This window comes from Stenotrophomonas sp. LST15-1-1.1 (assembly GCF_040815575.1).
Lineage (GTDB): Bacteria > Pseudomonadota > Gammaproteobacteria > Xanthomonadales > Xanthomonadaceae > Stenotrophomonas > Stenotrophomonas lactitubi_B.
The window spans coordinates 1,043,737-1,062,797 of record NZ_JBFPNJ010000001.1; the positions used below are offsets into that span (position 1 = coordinate 1,043,737).

The window sequence follows — 19,061 nt, forward strand, 5'->3', positions numbered from 1 at the left end:
GCTACCGGGCGCCCCTCAATCGTGAACGGCGGGACCGGGCGCGCGCACAGGTACAATGCGCCATGACTGACTTTTCGACCCTGCCGCTGAGCCCGGCCCTGCAGCCCGGCCTGGATGCCCTCGGCTACACCACCCTCACGCCGATCCAGGCGCAGAGCCTGCCCGCCATCCTCGATGGCCGCGATGTCATCGCCCAAGCCCCGACCGGCAGCGGCAAGACCGCCGCCTTCGGCCTGGGCCTGCTGCAGTCCATCGACCCCAGCCTGATCCGCGTACAGGCGCTGGTGCTGTGCCCCACCCGCGAGCTGGCCGACCAGGTGGCCAAGCAGATCCGCAAGCTGGCCACCGGCATCCCCAACCTGAAGCTGTTGCTGCTGACCGGCGGCACGCCGCTCGGCCCGCAGCTGGCATCGCTGGAAAGCCACGACCCGCACGTGGTGGTCGGCACGCCCGGCCGCGTACAGGAACTGGCGCGCAAGCGCGCACTGAATCTGGGCGCCGTGCGAACGCTGGTGCTGGACGAAGCCGACCGCATGCTCGACATGGGCTTCGAGGAACCGATCCGTGAGATCGCCGGCCGCACCCACCGCGATCGCCAGAGCCTGCTGTTCTCGGCCACCTTCCCCGACACCATCCGCGCCATGGCCCGCGACCTGCTGCGCGATGCGGTGGAAGTGACCGTGGAAGGCGCCGACCAGGCGCCGGCCATCCGCCATCTGTTCTGCGAGGTCGAACCGGCCCACCGGCAGAAGGCGCTGGCTGGCCTGCTGCTGAAGTACACGCCCGAATCGGCCGTGGTGTTCTGCAACACCCGCAAGGACGTGGACGAAGTGGCCAACTCGCTGCAGCAGTTCGGTTTCTCCGCGCTCGCCCTGCATGGCGACATGGAGCAGCGCGACCGTGAGGAAGTGCTGCTGCGCCTGGCCAACCGCAGCTGCAACGTGCTGGTTGCCAGCGACGTCGCCGCACGCGGGCTGGATGTGGAAGAGCTGGCCGCGGTGATCAACTACGAGCTGCCGACCGACGTCGAGAGCTACCAGCACCGTGTCGGCCGTACCGGTCGTGCCGGCGCCAGTGGCCTGGCGATCAGCCTGGTGGCGGGCCGCGAAAAGAACCGCGCCGACGCCATCGAAGCGCAGCGCGGCGAGCCGCTGGACTGGCAGAAGACGCCGCTGGCGACGTCGCGCCCGGCCGAGCTGCCGCAGGCGGCGATGCGCACCCTGCGTATCGATGGCGGCAAGACCGACAAGCTGCGCGCGGGCGACATCCTCGGCGCACTCACCGGTGACGCCGGCCTGTCGGCCAAGTTCATCGGCAAGATCGCGATCTTCCCGACCCGTTCCTACGTGGCGATCGCCCGCGAGCAGGTCAACAAGGCGGTGGCGAAGCTGGAAGCCGGCAAGATCAAGGGCCGACGGTTCCGCGTGCGGATGATGTGATTGAAGGAGCGCTGCCAATCACGGTTGGCAGCGACATGACCTGGTAGTGGCCAACCTTGGTTGGCCCATCCATCCGGTGCCAACCAAGGTTGGCAGCTACCGGTTTGCCGCGATTCGCTCGGGTAGATGCCAACCTTGGTTGGCACCTGCGAAATCAGAACACCAGTTCGGTGTGCAGCGGCAGATCCGCTTCCCAGCGGCCACGGCCACCCAGGCCGTCCAGCTCGACCAGCACGCCGGCGCCGACGACTTCCACGCCCAGGCGGCGCACCAGCGACAACGCAGCAACCAGCGTACCGCCGGTTGCCAGCACGTCATCGATGATCGCCACGCGCGCACCGGCCGGCAACGCGTCGGCATGCACTTCAATGCAGTCGCTGCGGTATTCCAGGGTGTATTCCTCGCGCAGCACCTTGCCCGGCAGTTTGCCCGGCTTGCGCACCGGCACGAAGCCCACGCCCAGTTCCAGCGCCATCGCCGCACCGAGGATGAAGCCGCGCGATTCGATGCCGACCACCGCGTCCAGCTTCTGATCGCGCCAGCGATCAGCCATCGCCACGATCGCGCCACGGAAGTCCTCACTGTGAGCGAGCAGCGGCATGATGTCCTTGAACAGGATGCCCGGCTTGGGGAAGTCGGCGATGTCGCGCAGGCGCGAGGCCCACTGCGGAGCGACGATGGCGTCGGTCATGGCGATTCGGTTGTCTGATGGCGGCATAGGGTACCTGTTCCGGGCGCCGGCTGCCTGTTGAGGGGTTCGGCCGGGCTGCGCCCGGCACCTGCAGAGGCAGCAGCAACAGCCGAGGCAACAGCAACGGCGTGCATTCCGTGGGATGGCGGGGCACTGCGGGTCTGCGGGGGCGCCGTGAATCCGTCCATGGAGGCTTGGTCGCCGCATCCATGCGGCTCACACCCCGCAAACCCACAGTGCCCCGCCTTCGACAGTTTGCCGGTGGCCAGTAGATCCACGCCATGCGTGGATGAATCTCCATCGAGATCGAATATTTCGAGAATTGAACGAAGAGCATCCACGCATGGCGTGGATCTACCGTGTCGACCAAAGTCGACACCTACCCACAGCAGCGAGAATCTGTCGGAGGTGGGGCGGTGTCGGAGTGCGGGGTGTCAGCCGCATGGGCCCGACGCATGCGTCGGGCGGGTTGGGCAGGACGCCCAACCCCGGTCTTGCCGTGTGCGCAGGAACGCGCACACGAGCAAGCGGCTGCCAAGCCTAAAAGGACGTACTTGCGGCGTCCCCGCACTCCGACACCGCCCCGCCAAACCACGGAATCCAGCTTTTGCTCTGGCTGTTGACCTGGCCTCTGCAGGTGCAGGGCGCAGCCCTGCCAAAACCCACCCTCAGGAACTGCAGGACAGCATTGAACAGCCTGCGCGATCGTCAGCCCACGCCGGCCGCTTGCCGGCGTAATGTTCCAGCCCCGGACGTTCGGTGTATGGATCACGCAGTACGTCCTGCAGGGCGTGCACTCCGCCCAGGTCGCCCTGCTCGGCGCGGTCGATTGCTTCCTGTGCCAGCCAGTTGCGCAGCACATACAGCGGATTGGCTGCGCCCATCTTCACGAACCGCTCTGGTGCCGACAGTGGATCGGCACGCAGCCGGGCCGCGTAATCCTGCAGCCACTGCTGCAGAGGTTCCTGCACCGCGTGCTGCCGCTCGGGGTCGTAGAAGACTTCTGCCAGTACCCCCGCATCGGGCGCATTTGTATCGATGCGCATCAGCGCACGCCATGCCAGGGTCATGTCCATGCCACCGTCCTGCATCAGCTGCTGCCAACGCTGGTAGAGCTGCAGATCGGCATCGTCGGCCGCCGCCAGACCCAGCTTGGCCGCCACATCGCGACGGGTGCACGCAACAAAGGTCGCCTGGTAGGCGGCCAGCCCTGCCTGCAGCGGCTGCACATCAGCGAACAACGGCGGCAGCGCCTGTGCCAGACGGCTGAGATTCCAGTACGCCACCTGCGGCTGGGTGCCGAAACGATAGCGACGCCCCTGCGCATCGGTGGTGTTCGGCGTCCAGTCCGGATCGAAGTCCTCGACCCAGCCATACGGGCCATAGTCCAGGGTCACGCCGAGCACCGAGAGGTTGTCGGTGTTCATCACCCCATGCACGAAACCGACGCGCATCCAGTGCGCGATCATCTCTGCGGTGCGCACGGCGATCTGTGCGAACCAGTCGCCATAGAGCGCTTCGCCCTGCCCCTTCAGTTCCGGGAAATCGCGGGCGATGCAGGCGTCGACCATCTGCTTCAACAGTGCGGTCTCGCCACGTGAAGCGGGCAGTTCAAATGAACCAAAACGCAGGAACGAGGGCGATACCCGGCAGACGATCGCGCCGGGCTCCGCGCGCGGATGACCGTCATAGAACATGTCGCGCACTACGTCCTCGCCGGTGCCGACCAGCGACAGGGCGCGGGTAGTCGGCACGCCGAGATGATGCATCGACTCGCTGCACAGGAACTCGCGGATCGACGAGCGCAGCACCGCACGGCCGTCGGCCCCGCGCGAGTACGGCGTTGGCCCGGCGCCCTTCAACTGCAGTTCCCAGTGCCTGCCATCGGCGCCGATCAACTCGCCCAGCGAGATGGCGCGACCGTCACCCAGCTGACCGGCCCAGTGCCCGAACTGGTGGCCTCCATAGTTGGCCGCCCACGGCTGCATGCCCGCATACAGCGCGTTGCCAGCGAACACCTGGGCGAAGCCTTCATCATCGACCTGCGCAGGATCGAACCCGAGCATCGCGGCAACCTCCGGCGACCACGCCAGCAGCACCGGCGCTGCTACAGGTGTCGGCATCACCGGCGACCAGGCCGCACCCAGCACTTCGCGCCGGCGCGGGCCGGACTCGGGATCGCCCGGCAGCAGAGTCAGCAGGCGGTTGTCGAACTGGGGAGCCGTGGTATCCATGAGCACAGCATGGGGGCGGCGACGGCCGTCCTCAATCGCCGCGCAGGGCCTGCAATGCGCCACCGTGCGCCTCGGCACGCTGGTAGGCCGAACGCTCGCCGATGCGCTTGAGGAAGCCTCGCAACGCCGGCTTGTCGTCCAGCCCGCCACCGCGTGCGGCCGCTGCCTGGATCGGGAAGCTCATCTGGATGTCCGCGGCGGTGAAGCGCTCGCCGGCAAACCACGGGCTTTCGGCCAGACGCCGCTCCATCCAGTCCAGATGCAGGCGTCGTTGCGGGCCGACGAAACCGCGCTCGGCCTTGTCGGCGATGCTGCGGGCGATCGGCCGCGCGAAGAATGGCATCGGCGCGCTGCGGATGCGGCTGATCACCAAGGTCAGCAGCATCGGCGGCATCGCCGAGCCTTCGGCATAGTGCAGCCAGTAGCGGTAATCGATGCGCTCTTTGCCGTCGGCCGGTACCGGCGACGGCGACAGCTGCCGATGCACGTCGTAGCGGTCAACCAGATAGTCGAGGATGGCGCCGGATTCGGCGAGGATCAGTTCGCCATCCTGCAGCACCGGCGCCTTGCCCAGCGGGTGCACCTGGCGCAGCTCCGGCGGCGCCAGCATCGTCTTCGGGTCGCGCGGGTAGCGGCGCAGCTCGTAGTCCAGCCCCAGCTCCTCCAGCATCCACAGCACACGCAGCGAACGGGAGTTTTCCAGATGATGGACGATGCGCATGGGGACGATCCTTGGAGAGGACTGCATCGTACCGTGCCGGGTGCATGCCCTTTGTAGAGCCGGGCCTGGCTCGACACTACAGAAGCCCATAACGAAAAACGCCGGGAGCTTTCGCTCCCGGCGTTCTGGCTACCAAACGGTAGCAGACGGATTAGACCGCCTGCACCTGGTCAGCCTGCATACCCTTCTGGCCCTGGACGGCGACGAAGGTAACCTTCTGGCCTTCCTGCAGGGTCTTGAAGCCGGTGCCCTGGATCGCGCGGAAATGCACGAACAGGTCCGGGCCGCTTTCCGGGGTGATGAAGCCGAAGCCCTTGGCGTCGTTGAACCACTTGACAGTGCCGGTCTGACGATCAGACATATTTACTAACTCCTGAAACACATGTTGAAAAAAATCGCAGCCACCGGGTATCGGGGCCGAGACTGAGTTGCAGGCGTTGGTAAAGCGGATCGATGAGCGGATCGTGAGATCAACTGCACCAGGCCACGATTCACGGTGACCCTAGCAAACACAGTGGGCCAGACGATACGCGTGTTTTGAGCAAAAAGCGATAGCCCTGATATTCAGCGACAAACGGCCGGCCCCTAGGCACGGCAAGGGATTGCACCAGATCGAGGCTAAACCCGGGCCCCCATTCAGGTTTTTCCTACCCTACACTGGGTAAATGACTGAAGCTGAAACCCGAGCTGAACCCCTCCTCCCCCGCATCTGGGTGGACGCAGACGCCTGCCCCGTCGTCATTCGCGACATCCTGTTCCGCGCCGCTGAACGGGTGGGCGTCGAGCTGACCCTGGTCGCCAACCAGTGGATCCGCACCCCGCCGTCGCGCTGGCTGCGCTCGATCCAGGTGCCGCAGGGGCTGGACGTGGCTGACAGCGCCATTGTCGAGCGGGTGGCCGCCGGCGACCTGGTGGTCACCCAGGACATCCCCCTGGCCGCCCTGGTGCTGGAGAAGAAGGGCGTGGCGCTGAACCCGCGTGGCCAGCTGTACACCCCCAACAACATGGCCGAGCGGCTGTCGATGCGCAATTTCATGGAAGAACTGCGCGGCGCGGGCGTGCAGACCGGTGGACCGCCCCCTCTGGGTGCGCGTGACCGCCAGCTGTTCGCTGCCGAGCTGGACCGCTGGCTGGCGCGCCGCCCGAACAGGTGAATCCAGCTGCACCTCAGCCGGAAACGCTCAAGGTGCGCACACTGCGGAAGCTGCGCCGCTGGCCGGTCAACGGATCGTTGAAGGCCAGTGCCTGCGCCAGCAGCTGCAACGGCGGCTCGCCCTCACCCTGCGGCCGGTCCTGCAGCTGCGGGTAGAACCCGTCGCCCAGGATCGGCGCACCGAGCGCAGCCATATGGACGCGCAGCTGATGCTTGCGTCCGGATTCCGGCACAAGCCGGTAGCGCCAGACCGGGCCATGCGCGTCAATGACCTCGACACGGGTTCGCGCATTCGGTTCGCCGGGAACTTCGGCCATGCGGAAGAACGGTTCCCCTGGCTGCAGCCGGCTGTGCCGCTCCAGCGGAAACCGCAGATCGGGCAAGGCCGGTGCCAGCGCCTCGTAAGTCTTCTCGATGCGGCGCTCACGGAACAGGCGCTGGTAGGCGTCGCGCGTTTCTGACTGGGTGGAGAACAGCACAAGCCCAGCCGTCAACCGGTCCAGCCGATGCAACGGCACCAGCTCGGTGTTGCCGGTGCGCTCGACCAGGCGCGCCAGCAGGGTTTCGCGCACAAAGGCACCGGCAGGCGCGGTCGGCAGGAAGTGCGGCTTGTCAGCCACCAGCAGGTGCGCGTCGTGATGCAGGATGGTCTCCACGAAGGGAATCACCGGCTCATCAGCCACTTCACGGAAGTAGCGGATCTCAAGCCCTACCTGCCAGGGCATGTCCGCCGCCAGCGCCCTGCCCTGTGCGTCCTGTACCCGTCCGCGCGCGAAGCGACTCTCCCATTGCAACCGATCGACGCGCGGGAATCGCGCGCACAGCCCTTCCAGGAGGGAAGCCCAGTCACCGGGTGGGAGCTGCAGTCGGCTGGGCGTGGTCATGGCGCGGCCGTGGCGCCATCGATCTGCACGCGGCGCGGACGTGAACGGGACATACGAGAGGGCAGACCGGAAGAATCAGGGCGGCCAGCGTGCCACCGATCACGCCCTGCCGACACCCCCATACCGGACACCCCCGGGGCAAACCTCTATCATTGACGGTCTTTACCCCTCTGGATCTTCATGGCCCTCACCGCCACCATCCGCAAGGCCGAACTGCAGATCAGCGACATGGATCGCGGCTACTACGCGACCCACAACCTGACCCTGGCCCAGCATCCGTCCGAAACCGACGAACGCCTGATGGTGCGCCTGCTCGCCTTCGCGCTGAACGCCGGCGACCGCCTGGAGTTCGGCCGCGGCCTGAGCACCGACGATGAGCCGGACCTGTGGGAACACGACTACACCGGCGACATCCTGCAGTGGATCGACCTCGGCCATCCGGACGAGTCGCGCATCCGCAAGGCCAGCAACCGCAGCCGACAGGTGCAGGTCGTCAACTACGGCGGAAATGCGTCGGACATCTGGTGGCAGAAACAGGGCAAGGGCCTGGCCCGCTTCGACAATCTGTCGGTGGTCGACCTGGACGGTGGATTCGTCGATCTGTGGGGCCAGCAGATCCAGCGTGCGATGCGCTGGAGCGTGCTGATCCAGGACGCCGAAGTGCAGCTGCTCAACGATCAGATGCAATTGGATGTGATCCCCAACTGGCGAAAGCGCGCCAAGGCATGAGCACGATCCGCTGCGACGTGCTGGTGATCGGTGCCGGCGCAGCCGGGCTGATGACCGCGATCACGGCGGGCCAGCGGGGCCGGCATGTGCAGGTGATCGACCACGCCAACAAGATCGGCAAGAAGATCCTGATGTCCGGCGGTGGCCGCTGCAACTTCACCAACACCGGCACCACCCCGGCCAACTTCCTCTCGGCCAATCCGCATTTCTGCAAATCGGCACTGGCGCGCTACTCGCCCTACCACTTCATCGACATGGTCGAGCGCCACGGCATCGCCTATCACGAAAAAGAGCTGGGCCAGCTGTTCTGCGATATCTCGTCCAAGCAGATCGTGAAGATGCTGGTGGACGAGTGCCAGCAGGCCGGCGTGCAGATCCGCACCCAGTGCAGCGTGGAGCGCATCGAGCACGGCACTGACGGCTTCCGCGTGCACACCACGCACGGCCTGTTCCATTGCGCCTCGCTGGTGGTCGCCACCGGCGGCCTGTCCATTCCAAGCCTGGGTGCCACCGGGTTCGGCTATGAGATCGCGCGCCAGTTCGGCCACCAGGTGCTGCCCACCCGTGCCGGCCTGGTGCCGTTGACCCTCAGTGGCACCCACCAGGAGCGCCTGGCCGAACTCAGCGGCGTCGCCCTGCCGGTCGAGGCCAGTTGCAACGGCACGAGTTTCCGCAACTTCATGCTGCTGACCCATCGTGGCGTCAGTGGCCCGGCCATCCTGCAGATTTCCTCGTTCTGGCAGCCCGGTGACGCGCTGTCACTGGATCTGCTGCCCGGCCAGGATGCCGCCGAATGGCTGCGCCAGATGAAGCGCGAACGACCTGCCGCGGAACTGCGTACGGTGCTGGGCGATGTGCTGCCCAAGCGACTGGCGCAGCGCCTGTGCGAGCATTGGCTGCCCGACCGACCGGTGCGCCAGCTGGACGAGCCGGACCTGCGCAAGGCGGCGCAGGTGCTGTCAGCCTTCCCGCTGGTGGCCAGTGGCACCGAGGGCTACCGCACCGCCGAAGTCACCCTGGGCGGTGTCGATACCAATGAAGTCTCTTCGTCGACGCTGGAATCCAAGCGCGTGCCCGGCCTGCATTTCGTCGGCGAGGTGCTGGACGTGACCGGCTGGCTGGGTGGCTACAACTTCCAGTGGGCCTGGGCCAGCGGGCACGCGGCCGGCGGCGTGGTGTGAACCGCATCGCCGTTCCAGGCACGCAAGCGTTGCGCGCATGGACGCGCCGCCACGCATCGTGTATCTAGATTTGCAGATTGGGGAGCAGTGCATGCAGAACGCGAACGACATCACCATCCGCCTGCTGATCGTCGATGACAGCGGCGAAAACGCCGAAGCCATCGTCAGCACCCTGCGCAACAGCGGCATCGCGGTGCGCCCATGGCGCCCGCAGGACTCGGCCGAGCTGTCGCAGGTACTGGCCAGCCAGGCGATCGACCTGGTGCTGGCGGCGCCCTCGCAGAGCATCCCGCTGCCACTGGTGGCCCAGCACATCGCCGCCAGCGGCAAGGACATCCCGCTGGTGCTGCTGGCCGAGCGCATTGACGAGGATGAACTGGTACAGGCCAGCAGCAACGGCGTTCGCGCCCTCGCCCTGCGCCAGCGCGCCGAACATCTGCTGGCAGTGGTCCGCGACCAGTGGGTCGACCTGCAGGCGCGCCGCGGCCTGCGTCGGATCGAAGCGCAGATGCGCGAGACCGAGCGTCGCTGCGACGCGCTGATCGCTTCGTCGCGCGAGCCGATTGCCTATGTCCACGAAGGCATGCACATCCGCGCCAATGACGCCTACCTGGACATGTTCGGCTACGAGGATTTCGAGGAAGTCGAAGGCATCTCATTGCTGGACATGGTCGCCGCCCAGCACGTGGATGATTTCAAGCAGCTGCTGAAGTCACTCAGCCGCGGCGAAGCGCCACCACCGCAGTACCAGCTCGATGCCCGCCACCAGGACGGCAGCGCCTTCCCGGCGACGATGGAGTTCACCGCGGCCACCTACGAGGGCGAATCGTGCCTGCAGGTGGTGTTCCGCCGGCGCATGGAATTCGACCCGGAGCTGGCGCGCGAGGTCGAAGACCTGCGCCAGCGCGACCAGGTCACCGGCCTGCTCAACCGCCCGACCTTCATGCTGCAGGTCGAGGACGCGGTTGCCCAGGCCGGGCGCAGCGAGGGTCAGTTCGGCCTGCTGATGGTCGAACCGGACCACTACGCGCGCCTGCTACCGGACATTGGACTGGCCTCGGCCGACGCCCTGATCGGCGCCCTCGCCGCCCTGCTGGCCGACGTGGTCGGGGAGGACGCGCAGCTGGCCCGTTTCGGCGAACACAGTTTCGCCGTGCTGCAGTCAGGCCCCTATGCGCAGACCGTCGCACTGGCCGAGCGCATCCGCGAAGCCTACGCCGCGCACGTCTTCAGCATCGGTGCGCGTTCGGCTACGGTGACCGTCAGCATTGGCGGGGTGCAGGTGGGCGAGAAGATCGCCAGCATCGGCCAGGTGCTGGCGCGCGCCAGTGAATGTACACAGGCCGCTGCCGCCCTCGGCAATACCTGCCGCATCTTCGACCCGGCCGCTGTCGATCGCGTGGAAGAAGAGCGCGTGCAGCGCTGGGTCGCGCGTATCCGCGAGGCCTTGGCAGGCGATGGCTTCCAACTGCATTACCAGCCGGTGCTGAACCTGCAGGGCGAGTCGCTGGAGCTGTATGAAGCCTACCTGCGGCTGGAACACAACGGAGAGTTGCTGAGCCCGACCGCCTTCCTCGGCATTGCCGAAGAACACGGCCTGCTGGCGGACATCAACCGCTGGGTCGTCTCGCAGGCGATCACGGTACTGGGCGCGCGTGCGCGCGAGGGTCATCCGACGCAGATGCTGGTGAAGGTCACGCCGGAATCGTTCGACGATCCGAAGATGATCGCCACGCTGCGCCAGCAGTTGCAGGCACACGGCGTACCGGGCGAACGCCTGTGGCTGCATGCGCCGGAGTCAAAGGTGTTCACGCACCTGCGCAGCGCCCAGCAGTTCCTGGCGGAAGTAGCACCTCTCGGCTGCCGGATCGGTCTTGAGCAGTTCGGCTCGGGCCTGGATTCGTTCCAGCTGCTGGCCCACTTCCAGCCGCAGTTCCTCAAGCTCGATCGCGGCTTCACCAGCGACCTGGCCGCCACCCGCGAGAACATCGACCGGGTCAGCCAGATCACCGCACGCGCACAGGAAGCCGGCATCCGCACCATGGCCGAGTTCGTCAGCGACGCCAACTCGATGACACTGCTGTTCAGTGCCGGCGTGGACTACGTGCAGGGCGATTTCGTCGGCCCTGCGGCGCCGGCGATGAACTTCGAGTTCGGTTGATGCCTCGCCGGTAGCGCCGGGCCATGCCCGGCGGATGGCCGGCAAACCGCTACGCTCGCCGGGCATGGCCCGGCGCTACCAATAGAAAAAGGCCGGCTTGCGCCGGCCTTTTTCAATCAGGTCAGATCGACCAGATTGTCGATCTTCACGTCCGGGTTGACGTCGGCTTCGTAGTCGACGCCGTCGACACCAAAACCGAACAGACGCAGGAAATCGGCCTTGTAGCCGGCCAGGTCGCTGATCTCATACAGGTTCTCGTTGGTCACCTGCGGCCACAGCGCCAGCACCTTGCCCTGCACGTCGGCCGCCATTTCCTTGTAGTCGGCGCGCAGGCGACCTTCTTCATCGATCAGCGCGACGGCATGGCCCTCGCCATCGACCAGGTCGTGCCGCAGGCGATCGACCGCCACGCCATCGGCCTTGGCGCCGTACAGGATGTCGTACAGCACGTCGAGCTGCTCGATGCAGCCTTCGTGGGTGCCCTTCTCTTTCATCACCTTGAACAGCAGCGACAGGTACAGCGGCATGGTCGGAATGGCCGAGCTGGCCTGGGTCACCACCGCCTTCAACACCGACACGCGCGCATCGCCGCCGATCTTGGCCAGCTTCTCGCGCAGGCCGAGCACCTTGTCGTCCAGATCCTTCTTGGCGGCACCGATGGAACCATTCCAGTAGATCGCCTGGGTGATCTCTTCGCCCACGTAAGTGAAGGCCGTGGTGGTGCAGCCATTGGCCAGGACGCCGGCATCGGCCAGCGCGTCGATCCACATCTGCCAGTCCTCACCGCCCATCACTGCGACGGTACCGGCAATCTCTTCCGGGGTCGCCGGCTGCAGGTGGGTCTCGGTCAGCACTTCCTTGTCGGTATCCAGACCGCGCAGGGTGATCGGCTCGCCGATCGGCTTCAGCGTGGAGCTGATGATCTCACCGGTCTTCGGATGCTTGCGGCGCGGCGCAGCCAGGCTGTAGACCACCTGATCGACCTGGCCGAGATCGGCCTTGATCATCTCGATGGTCTTGGCCTTCACCTCGTCGGAGAACGCATCGCCGTTGATGCTCTTGGCGTACAGCCCTGCTTCGTCGGCGTACTTATGGAAGGCCGCGGAGTTGTACCAGCCCGCCGTGCCCGGCTTGGTTTCACTGCCCGGGCGCTCGAAGAAGATACCCAGGGTTGCCGCGCCACTGCCGAAGGCGGCGGTGATGCGCGCGGCGAGGCCATAGCCGGTCGAGGCACCGATCACCAGGACGCGCTTGGGGCCGTTCTGGATCGGCGGACGCGCACGGATGTAGTCGATCTGCTGCTTGACGGCGGCGTCGCAGCCGGTCGGATGGGTGGTGACGCAGATGAAGCCGCGGACGCGCGGTTTGATGACCATGAAGACCTCGGGTTGGCAGATGCGGCGCACGGGGCGCTCAGCAGGAATACGGGCACGCGTGTGCGCGCGAACCGCAGGATCGTAGTGCGCAGGGGCCGATTGCACAACCGACGCTGGCGTAGGGTGGTGGTGTTCTGCAGGGTTGCACCCTGCACCTGCAGAGGCAACGGCAACGGCCGAAGCAACGTCAAAAGCTGGGCTACTGAGGGATGGCGGGGTGGGTCCGGTTGCGGGGGACGCCGTAAATATGTGGTGGTCAAGTACTTCTGGACACTCTCAAGGGGCGCTCACGCCCCCGCAACCGGACCCACCCCGCCTTCGATAGTTTCCTGCGATCTGTTGGAACGGCTCGTGGGGTCAGATCCGTTTTCCGAAGGAAAACGGATCTGACCCCAGAATTGTTTCGATGTCTGACAGATGTGTCGACCCAGGTCGACACCTACCCACCGTGGGGATCTGTCAGAGGTGGGGCGGTGTCGGATTGCGGGGTGTCAGCCGCATGGATGCGGCTGCCAAGCCTACAGGGACGTACTTGCGGCGTCCCCGCACTCCGGCACCGCCCCGCCAATCCACGGAATGCCCGCTGTTGCTGTTGCTGTTGCTTCGGCAGGTGCAGGGCTGCAAGCCCTGCCAACAAAAAACCCCGCTTGCGCGGGGTTCTCTGTGTACTGCGTGCAGCAGAGGCTTACGGGCGACGGGCCAGAGCCTCGACGTCCTTGGCCTTGGGCAGCAGGTCCTGCTTGGTCACGCGCAGGGCACCCACGGTCAGCATCGGCACGGCGACCAGGATCGAGGACAGCACCACGATCACCGCACCGATCATGTGCGTCTCGGCCAGGCCTTCCATCGAGCTGCCGCCGTACAGGTACAGGGCCAGCGCAGACAGGAAGAACATCACCGCCGTGATCACCGTACGCGACAGCGTCTGGTTGATCGAACGGTTCAGCACTTCCATCGGCTCCACGCGCAGGCTGCGGAAGTTCTCACGGACACGGTCGAACACCACGATGATGTCGTTGATCGCAAAACCCATCACCGACAGCAGGCCGGCCAGCACGGTCAGGTCGAACTCACGGCCGAGCAGCGACACGTAGGCCACCGTCACGATCAAGTCGAACATGGCCACGATGCTGGCGGTGACCGCGAACTTCCATTCGAAGCGCACCGCGATGTAGATCAGGAAACCCGCCAACATGAAGATGGTGGCGTACAGGCCATTCATCGCCAGGTCCTTGCCGATCTGCGGGCCAACAAACTCGTTGCGCAGCACCGTGGCCTGGTTGTCGGCCGAAGAGACCGCCTTGACCACGGCCGCAGCAGTGGCCTTGTCCTCGGCAGAGGCGCCGCCGGTACCCGGAGCGTGCTCACCGTGCGGGGCCAGGCGGATCAGCAGGTCGGTGTTGCCACCGACGCTCTGCACCTGGGCGCCGTCGAAGCCGTTCTGCTCAAGCTTGCTGCGGACGTCCTCGACGTCCACCGCGTGTTCGAAGCGGGCTTCGATCAGGGTGCCGCCGGTGAAGTCCAGCGCGTAGTTGAAGCCCTTGAAGCCAATGATGCCGATCGATGCCAGGAACACGATGATCGTGACGACCATCGCGACATGGCGCCAGCGCATGAAGTCGATCTTGGTATCGTTCGGGAGGATGTGCAGCGGAAACAGTTTCATGTGCGTGTCGTCCCGTCAGATGGCCACGTTCTGGAGCTTCTTGCGACGGCCGTAGATCAGCGTCGCCAGTGCACGCGATACGGTGATCGCGGTGAACATGGAAGCGAAAATACCGATGATCATGGTCAGCGCGAAGCCCTTCAGCGGACCGGTACCGAATGCGAACAGCGCCACACCGACGATCAGGCCGGTCAGGTTGGCGTCGAGGATGGTGCCCGATGCCCGCTCGTAACCGGTCACGATCGCGGTCTTGCCCGGCACGCCGGCACGCAGCTCTTCACGGATACGCTCGTTGATCAGCACGTTGGCGTCGACCGACAGACCGACCGACAACGCCAGGCCGGCAAAGCCCGGCAGGGTCATGGTCGCGCCGAACAGCGACATCACCGCCACCACGATCAGCAGGTTGAACAGCATCGCGATCGAGGTGATCAGACCGAACATGCGGTAGTAGATGGTGAAGAACACCAGGGTGAACATGAACGCGTAGACCACCGCGGTGATGCCGTTCTTGACGTTCTCCGCACCCAGGCTCGGGCCGACCACACGCTCTTCAACGAAGTCCATCGGGGCAGCCAGCGAGCCCGACTTCAGCAGCTTGGCCAGGTCTTCGGCTTCCTTCTTCTGCAGACCGGTGGTCTGGAAGTTCTTGCCGAACACGCCGTTGATGTTGGCCACCGAAATGACTTCCTCGTTGACCTTGAAGCCACGCACTTCCTGGCCGTCGACGACGGTCACGGTCGGCACGCGTTCGGTGTACACCACCGCCATCGGCTTGTTCACGTTGGCGCTGGTGAAGTCGAACATGCGCTGGCCACCGACATTGTTCAGCGTCACGCTGACTGCCGGGGTGCCACTGGTGGAATCGGTCACCGCCTGCGCGGCCACCATCTGGTCACCGGTGACGATCACGCGCTTGTTCAGCAGCACCGGGCCGCCGTTGTCACGACGCTGGTAGACCTTGGCTTCCGGCGGGATACGACCCGACGCGATAGCGTCCTGCGCGTTGCCATCCACAACCGCCCGGTATTCCAGGGTGGCGGTGGCACCGATCATGCGCTTGGCTTCGGCCGTGTCCTGCACGCCCGGCAGCTGCACCACCACGCGGTCGGCGCCCTGGCGCTGGATGATCGGCTCGGACACGCCGAGCTGGTTCACGCGGTTGCGCAGGGTGTTGATGTTCTGCTCGATGGCACCGTTGGCGATCTGCGCGATCTCGGCTTCCGGAATGGACACCGTGATGCGGTTGCCGCTGACGTCGTAGCCGAGCGTCGGCTGCGCCTTGGCCAGCGCGGCGCGGGCACGGGTACCGGCGTCTTCACCGGCCGACGGGCTCAGGTTGGCGACGATGGTGTTGTCGGCACGACGCTCGACCGACTGGTAGGCGATGCGCGCATCACGCAGGGTGCTGCGCACGTCTTCGGTGTAGGCATCCAGGCGCTTGTCCAGCGCGGCCTTCTGGTCGACCTGCAGCACGAAGTGCACGCCGCCCTGCAGATCCAGGCCCAGCACCATCGGGCGACCGCCGAGCTTGGCCAGCCAGTCCGGCACGGTCGAGGCCAGGTTCAGGGCCACCGTGTAGTTCTCGCCCACGCTGTCACGCAGCGCATCGCTGGCGGCGGACTGCGACTTCAGGTCCGACAGGCGGACGATCAGGCTGTCCCCTTCCTTCTCTGCGCCGAGCGTGGTGACACCGGCCTTCTTCAGGTCGGCCAGCACGCGGTCACGCAGCGCATCGTCGACCTGGCCGCCACGGTTGGCGGTGATCTGGATGGCCGGGTCCTTCTGGTAGATGTTGGGCAGTGCGTACAGCGCGCTGAGCGCCAGTACGATCACGATGACGACGTACTTCCAGCGTGGAAATTCGAGCATTGCTTGGGTCCCGCGCGGCGCCATCCCCGGCGCCGCGGTTGTGCTTCAGAAAGGGAGTGGCTTACTTGGCCGAATCCAGGGTGCCGGTCGGCAGAACGCTGCCGACAGCGCCCTTCTGCACGCGGATGCGCACGTTCTCGGCCACTTCGACGGTGACGAAGTTGTCGCCGATATCGGTGACCTTGCCGGCGATGCCGCCGTTGGTCAGCACTTCGTCGCCGCGCTTGATCTTCTCCAGCATGGCCTTGTGCTCCTTCTGCCGCTTCATCTGCGGGCGGATCATCAGGAAGTACATGATGGCGATCAGGATGATCGGGAACAGCAGCGTGGTCAGGCCCATGCCCTGCGGTTGGCCGCCAGCGGCCTGGGCGTGGGCGGCGGGAATCAGGAAGGCAAGCAGGTTCATCGTTGGTCCTTTGGTTGGGCGGCGCTTCGGCCGTTTCACGGGCACGAGGTGTCGACCGCGGATCTGGGTCAGCCTTGAAGTATGCCACGGCCCCGGGCATTCGTCCTTGGGCCGTTTGGCAGGGGGTGCTGCGGGTTTACAGCGGTGGCGCTACCGCCCCGCGTGCTGCGTAGAAGGACTCGCGGAAGGCCAGGAAGGTTCCCGCCTCGATGGCCGCGCGGATGTCGGCCATCAGCTTTTCGTAATAGAAGAGGTTGTGCTGGGTGCCCAGCATCGGTGCCAGCATCTCGTTGCAGCGGTCGAGATGACGCAGGTACGAGCGGGTATAGCCGCCGGCGCAGGCCACGCAGCCACAGCCCGGCTCGATCGGGTCCATGTCCCGCGCGTACTGTGAATTGCGGATGCGAACGGTGCCGAACGAGGTGAAGTAGTGGCCGTTGCGCGCATTCCGGGTCGGCATCACGCAATCGAACATGTCCACGCCACGTGCGACACCCTCGACCAGGTCCTCGGGGCGGCCCACGCCCATCAGGTAGCGCGGACGGTCGGCGGGCAACTCGGGGTCCAGATGGTCGAGCATGGCGTTGCGCTCGTCTTCCGGCTCACCCACGGCCAGGCCGCCGATGGCATAGCCGTCGAAGCCGATCCCCTGCAGGGCCTCAGCCGAACGGCTGCGCAGATCGGTGTGCACCCCGCCCTGGACGATGCCGAACAGGGCCGCGTCGTTGCCGAGCTCGTCATGGGCATTCCGGCTGCGCTGCGCCCAGCGCAGGCTCAGCTCCATCGAGCGGCGGGCGACGTCCTCGGTGGCCGGGTACGGCGTGCACTCGTCGAAGATCATCACCACGTCCGAATCGAGCACCTTCTGGATCTTCATGCTCTCTTCCGGGCCCAGGAACACCCGGGCACCGTCGGTGGGCGAGGCGAAGGTCACGCCCTGCTCGGTGATCTTGCGGCGGTGGGCCAGCGAGAACACCTGGAAGCCGCCGGAGTCGGTCAGGATCGGGCCATCCCAGCGGCAGAAACCGTGCAGGCCGCCATGGTCGGCGATGATGTCCAGGCCCGGACGCAGATACAGGTGGAAGGTGTTGCCGAGGATGATCTCGGCGCCCAGTGCCCGCACCTGGTCCGGCAGGATGCCCTTGACCGAGCCATAGGTCCCCACCGGCATGAAGGCCGGCGTTTCCACCGTGCCACGCGGGAAGGTCAGGCGGCCACGGCGGGCGCGGCCATCACGGGTCTGGAGCTGGAACTGCAATCGGGACATGGAGCGGTCGTTCGGGCAAATAGTCGCCTATTGTCTCCCAAAATCGCCTTTTCTGCTCCGGTAGCGCCGGGCCATGCCCGGCGGATGGCCCGCAACTCCGCCACGCTGGGCATGGCCCGGCGGATGGCCCGCAACTCCGCCACGCTGGGCATGGCCCGGCGCTACCCACCTCAGCCCTACCCCGCCTGCGGGAACAGCAGCATCGCGTCGCCATAGCTGAAGAAGCGGTAGCGCTGCTCGATGGCGTGCTGGTAGGCCTCGAACACCCGCTCCTTGCCGGCGAAGGCCGAGATCATCATCAGCAGCGTGCTTTCCGGCAGGTGGAAGTTGGTCACCATCGCGTCGACGCTGCGGATCCGGTAGCCCGGGGTGATGAAGATCTGCGTTTCGCCAGCGAACGGCAGCAGTTCGCCATCGCGCATCGCGCTTTCCAGCGCGCGCACCACGGTCGTGCCCACGCCGATCACCCGGCCACCGGCCGCACGCGTGCGCCGCACCTGCTGCACCAGCTCGGCACCGACGTTCAGCCACTCGCGGTGCATCACGTGGTCCTTCAGGTCGTCGGCGCGCACCGGCTGGAACGTGCCCGCGCCGACGTGCAGGGTGACGTGGCCGAAGTCCACGCCCTTCTCTTTCAGCGCGGCCAGCAGCGGCTCGTCGAAATGCAGGCCGGCGGTCGGTGCCGCCACTGCGCCCACTTCGCGCGCGAACACGGTCTGGTAGCGCTCGCGATCATCCACGCCCGGCTCGCGCTGGATGTAAGGCGGCAACGGTAGCCGCCCGGCGTGCAGCAGCCACTGTTCCAGCGACTCCGGCACATGGAACTGCAGCACATAGAACTCGCCATCGCGACCGAGCACTTCGGCTTCGCCACCGGCATCCAGGGCAATGCGGCTGCCGGGCTTCGGCGACTTGCTGGCCCCCACCTGGGCTCGTGCCTGCTGGCCGCCGAGCAGGCGCTCGATCAGGATCTCCACGCGGCCACCGCTGGCCTTCTGCCCGAACAGGCGCGCCGGGATCACCCGGGTGTCGTTGAACACCAGCAGGTCGCCCGGTTGCAGCAGCGACGGCAGGTCGCGCACCTGCAGGTCGGTGAAGGCAGCCGGCGCCGGCGGTACCAGCAGCAGGCGGCTCGCCGAGCGTTCGGCCAGGGGGGCCTGGGCGATCAGTTCAGCCGGCAGGTCGTAATGGAAATCGGACTTCTTCAAGGCAGTGGACGGCAACAGGTCGACAATGGCGCGCATTGTACGTCCAGCGTCTGCGAGCCGGCACGACCGAGCC

At 66.1% G+C, this 19,061-nt stretch carries 16 protein-coding genes; 5 read left to right on the top strand and 11 right to left on the bottom strand.

Going from position 1 to position 19,061, the window contains the following annotated elements:
• Window positions 1-62 precede the first annotated feature (62 nt).
• Complete coding sequence (dbpA, locus tag MRBLST15_RS04750) at window positions 63-1,439, top strand: ATP-dependent RNA helicase DbpA (RefSeq protein ID WP_025875072.1); 1,377 nt, start codon at window positions 63-65, stop codon at window positions 1,437-1,439.
• Window positions 1,440-1,593: 154 nt separating this feature from the next.
• Here the strand turns inward: dbpA and MRBLST15_RS04755 are convergent, their stop codons facing one another.
• From MRBLST15_RS04755 to MRBLST15_RS04770, 4 genes are all read right to left on the bottom strand, one after another.
• Entirely contained in the window at window positions 1,594-2,130 is a 537-nt protein-coding gene (locus MRBLST15_RS04755) for an adenine phosphoribosyltransferase (protein ID WP_049464353.1), read from the bottom strand.
• Between the two features lie 668 nt (window positions 2,131-2,798).
• Complete coding sequence (locus tag MRBLST15_RS04760; RefSeq protein WP_367785373.1) at window positions 2,799-4,364, bottom strand: protein adenylyltransferase SelO; 1,566 nt, start codon at window positions 4,362-4,364, stop codon at window positions 2,799-2,801.
• A gap of 31 nt (window positions 4,365-4,395) precedes the next feature.
• Entirely contained in the window at window positions 4,396-5,085 is a 690-nt protein-coding gene (locus tag MRBLST15_RS04765; RefSeq protein ID WP_367785374.1) for a glutathione S-transferase, read from the bottom strand.
• Between the two features lie 151 nt (window positions 5,086-5,236).
• Window positions 5,237-5,446 carry a cold-shock protein gene (locus MRBLST15_RS04770; RefSeq protein WP_025875108.1) on the bottom strand — a complete coding sequence of 70 codons (210 nt, stop codon included), beginning with the start codon at window positions 5,444-5,446 and terminating at the stop codon, window positions 5,237-5,239.
• A 304-nt stretch (window positions 5,447-5,750) separates the two neighbouring features.
• Here MRBLST15_RS04770 and MRBLST15_RS04775 point away from each other — a divergent pair, with 304 nt between their 5' ends.
• A complete protein-coding gene (locus MRBLST15_RS04775) occupies window positions 5,751-6,239 on the top strand; it encodes a YaiI/YqxD family protein (RefSeq protein ID WP_099821241.1) in 489 nt (162 codons plus the stop codon).
• Between the two features lie 13 nt (window positions 6,240-6,252).
• Here MRBLST15_RS04775 and MRBLST15_RS04780 read toward each other — a convergent pair whose 3' ends face one another.
• Complete coding sequence (locus tag MRBLST15_RS04780; protein WP_367785375.1) at window positions 6,253-7,122, bottom strand: pseudouridine synthase; 870 nt, start codon at window positions 7,120-7,122, stop codon at window positions 6,253-6,255.
• Between the two features lie 180 nt (window positions 7,123-7,302).
• On the opposite strand from MRBLST15_RS04780, the gene MRBLST15_RS04785 reads away from it, so the two are divergent.
• From MRBLST15_RS04785 to MRBLST15_RS04795, 3 genes are all read left to right on the top strand, one after another.
• Window positions 7,303-7,851 (top strand): YaeQ family protein, encoded by a 549-nt coding sequence (locus MRBLST15_RS04785; protein WP_025875114.1) that lies wholly within the window; start codon window positions 7,303-7,305, stop codon window positions 7,849-7,851.
• Entirely contained in the window at window positions 7,848-9,032 is a 1,185-nt protein-coding gene (locus MRBLST15_RS04790) for an NAD(P)/FAD-dependent oxidoreductase (RefSeq protein WP_367785376.1), read from the top strand. Before MRBLST15_RS04785 ends, MRBLST15_RS04790 begins: the two co-directional genes overlap by 4 nt.
• A gap of 91 nt (window positions 9,033-9,123) precedes the next feature.
• A complete protein-coding gene (locus MRBLST15_RS04795; protein WP_265954443.1) occupies window positions 9,124-11,193 on the top strand; it encodes an EAL domain-containing response regulator in 2,070 nt (689 codons plus the stop codon).
• 116 nt (window positions 11,194-11,309) lie between these two features.
• Here the strand turns inward: MRBLST15_RS04795 and fabV are convergent, their stop codons facing one another.
• The 6 genes from fabV to queA form a co-directional block, all read right to left on the bottom strand.
• On the bottom strand, window positions 11,310-12,569 hold the full coding sequence (gene fabV, locus MRBLST15_RS04800) for an enoyl-ACP reductase FabV (RefSeq protein ID WP_367785377.1): 1,260 nt from the start codon (window positions 12,567-12,569) through the stop codon (window positions 11,310-11,312).
• A gap of 685 nt (window positions 12,570-13,254) precedes the next feature.
• The gene (gene secF / locus MRBLST15_RS04805; RefSeq protein WP_025875120.1) at window positions 13,255-14,235 is read right to left on the bottom strand and encodes a protein translocase subunit SecF; all 981 of its coding nucleotides are present in this window, start codon (window positions 14,233-14,235) and stop codon (window positions 13,255-13,257) included.
• 15 nt (window positions 14,236-14,250) lie between these two features.
• Window positions 14,251-16,107, bottom strand: coding sequence for a protein translocase subunit SecD (gene secD, locus MRBLST15_RS04810; RefSeq protein WP_176020997.1), 1,857 nt, complete (start codon window positions 16,105-16,107; stop codon window positions 14,251-14,253).
• 61 nt (window positions 16,108-16,168) lie between these two features.
• Window positions 16,169-16,513, bottom strand: a complete 345-nt coding sequence (gene yajC, locus MRBLST15_RS04815) for a preprotein translocase subunit YajC (protein ID WP_025875124.1) — start codon at window positions 16,511-16,513, stop codon at window positions 16,169-16,171.
• Between the two features lie 136 nt (window positions 16,514-16,649).
• The gene (gene tgt / locus MRBLST15_RS04820) at window positions 16,650-17,780 is read right to left on the bottom strand and encodes a tRNA guanosine(34) transglycosylase Tgt (protein ID WP_025875126.1); all 1,131 of its coding nucleotides are present in this window, start codon (window positions 17,778-17,780) and stop codon (window positions 16,650-16,652) included.
• 176 nt (window positions 17,781-17,956) lie between these two features.
• The gene (gene queA / locus MRBLST15_RS04825; protein WP_265954611.1) at window positions 17,957-19,024 is read right to left on the bottom strand and encodes a tRNA preQ1(34) S-adenosylmethionine ribosyltransferase-isomerase QueA; all 1,068 of its coding nucleotides are present in this window, start codon (window positions 19,022-19,024) and stop codon (window positions 17,957-17,959) included.
• Window positions 19,025-19,061 lie beyond the last annotated feature (37 nt).

Excerpts from the sequence above, each read along its gene's own strand:
- dbpA (WP_025875072.1), top strand. The coding sequence starts at position 63 with ATGACTGACTTTTCGACCCTGCCGCTGAGCCCGGCCCTGCAGCCCGGC.
- MRBLST15_RS04755 (WP_049464353.1), bottom strand. The coding sequence starts at position 2,130 with ATGACCGACGCCATCGTCGCTCCGCAGTGGGCCTCGCGCCTGCGCGAC.
- MRBLST15_RS04760 (WP_367785373.1), bottom strand. The coding sequence starts at position 4,364 with ATGGATACCACGGCTCCCCAGTTCGACAACCGCCTGCTGACTCTGCTG.
- MRBLST15_RS04765 (WP_367785374.1), bottom strand. The coding sequence starts at position 5,085 with ATGCGCATCGTCCATCATCTGGAAAACTCCCGTTCGCTGCGTGTGCTG.
- MRBLST15_RS04770 (WP_025875108.1), bottom strand. The coding sequence starts at position 5,446 with ATGTCTGATCGTCAGACCGGCACTGTCAAGTGGTTCAACGACGCCAAG.
- MRBLST15_RS04775 (WP_099821241.1), top strand. The coding sequence starts at position 5,751 with ATGACTGAAGCTGAAACCCGAGCTGAACCCCTCCTCCCCCGCATCTGG.
- MRBLST15_RS04780 (WP_367785375.1), bottom strand. The coding sequence starts at position 7,122 with ATGACCACGCCCAGCCGACTGCAGCTCCCACCCGGTGACTGGGCTTCC.
- MRBLST15_RS04785 (WP_025875114.1), top strand. The coding sequence starts at position 7,303 with ATGGCCCTCACCGCCACCATCCGCAAGGCCGAACTGCAGATCAGCGAC.
- MRBLST15_RS04790 (WP_367785376.1), top strand. The coding sequence starts at position 7,848 with ATGAGCACGATCCGCTGCGACGTGCTGGTGATCGGTGCCGGCGCAGCC.
- MRBLST15_RS04795 (WP_265954443.1), top strand. The coding sequence starts at position 9,124 with ATGCAGAACGCGAACGACATCACCATCCGCCTGCTGATCGTCGATGAC.
- fabV (WP_367785377.1), bottom strand. The coding sequence starts at position 12,569 with ATGGTCATCAAACCGCGCGTCCGCGGCTTCATCTGCGTCACCACCCAT.
- secF (WP_025875120.1), bottom strand. The coding sequence starts at position 14,235 with ATGAAACTGTTTCCGCTGCACATCCTCCCGAACGATACCAAGATCGAC.
- secD (WP_176020997.1), bottom strand. The coding sequence starts at position 16,107 with ATGCTCGAATTTCCACGCTGGAAGTACGTCGTCATCGTGATCGTACTG.
- yajC (WP_025875124.1), bottom strand. The coding sequence starts at position 16,513 with ATGAACCTGCTTGCCTTCCTGATTCCCGCCGCCCACGCCCAGGCCGCT.
- tgt (WP_025875126.1), bottom strand. The coding sequence starts at position 17,780 with ATGTCCCGATTGCAGTTCCAGCTCCAGACCCGTGATGGCCGCGCCCGC.
- queA (WP_265954611.1), bottom strand. The coding sequence starts at position 19,024 with ATGCGCGCCATTGTCGACCTGTTGCCGTCCACTGCCTTGAAGAAGTCC.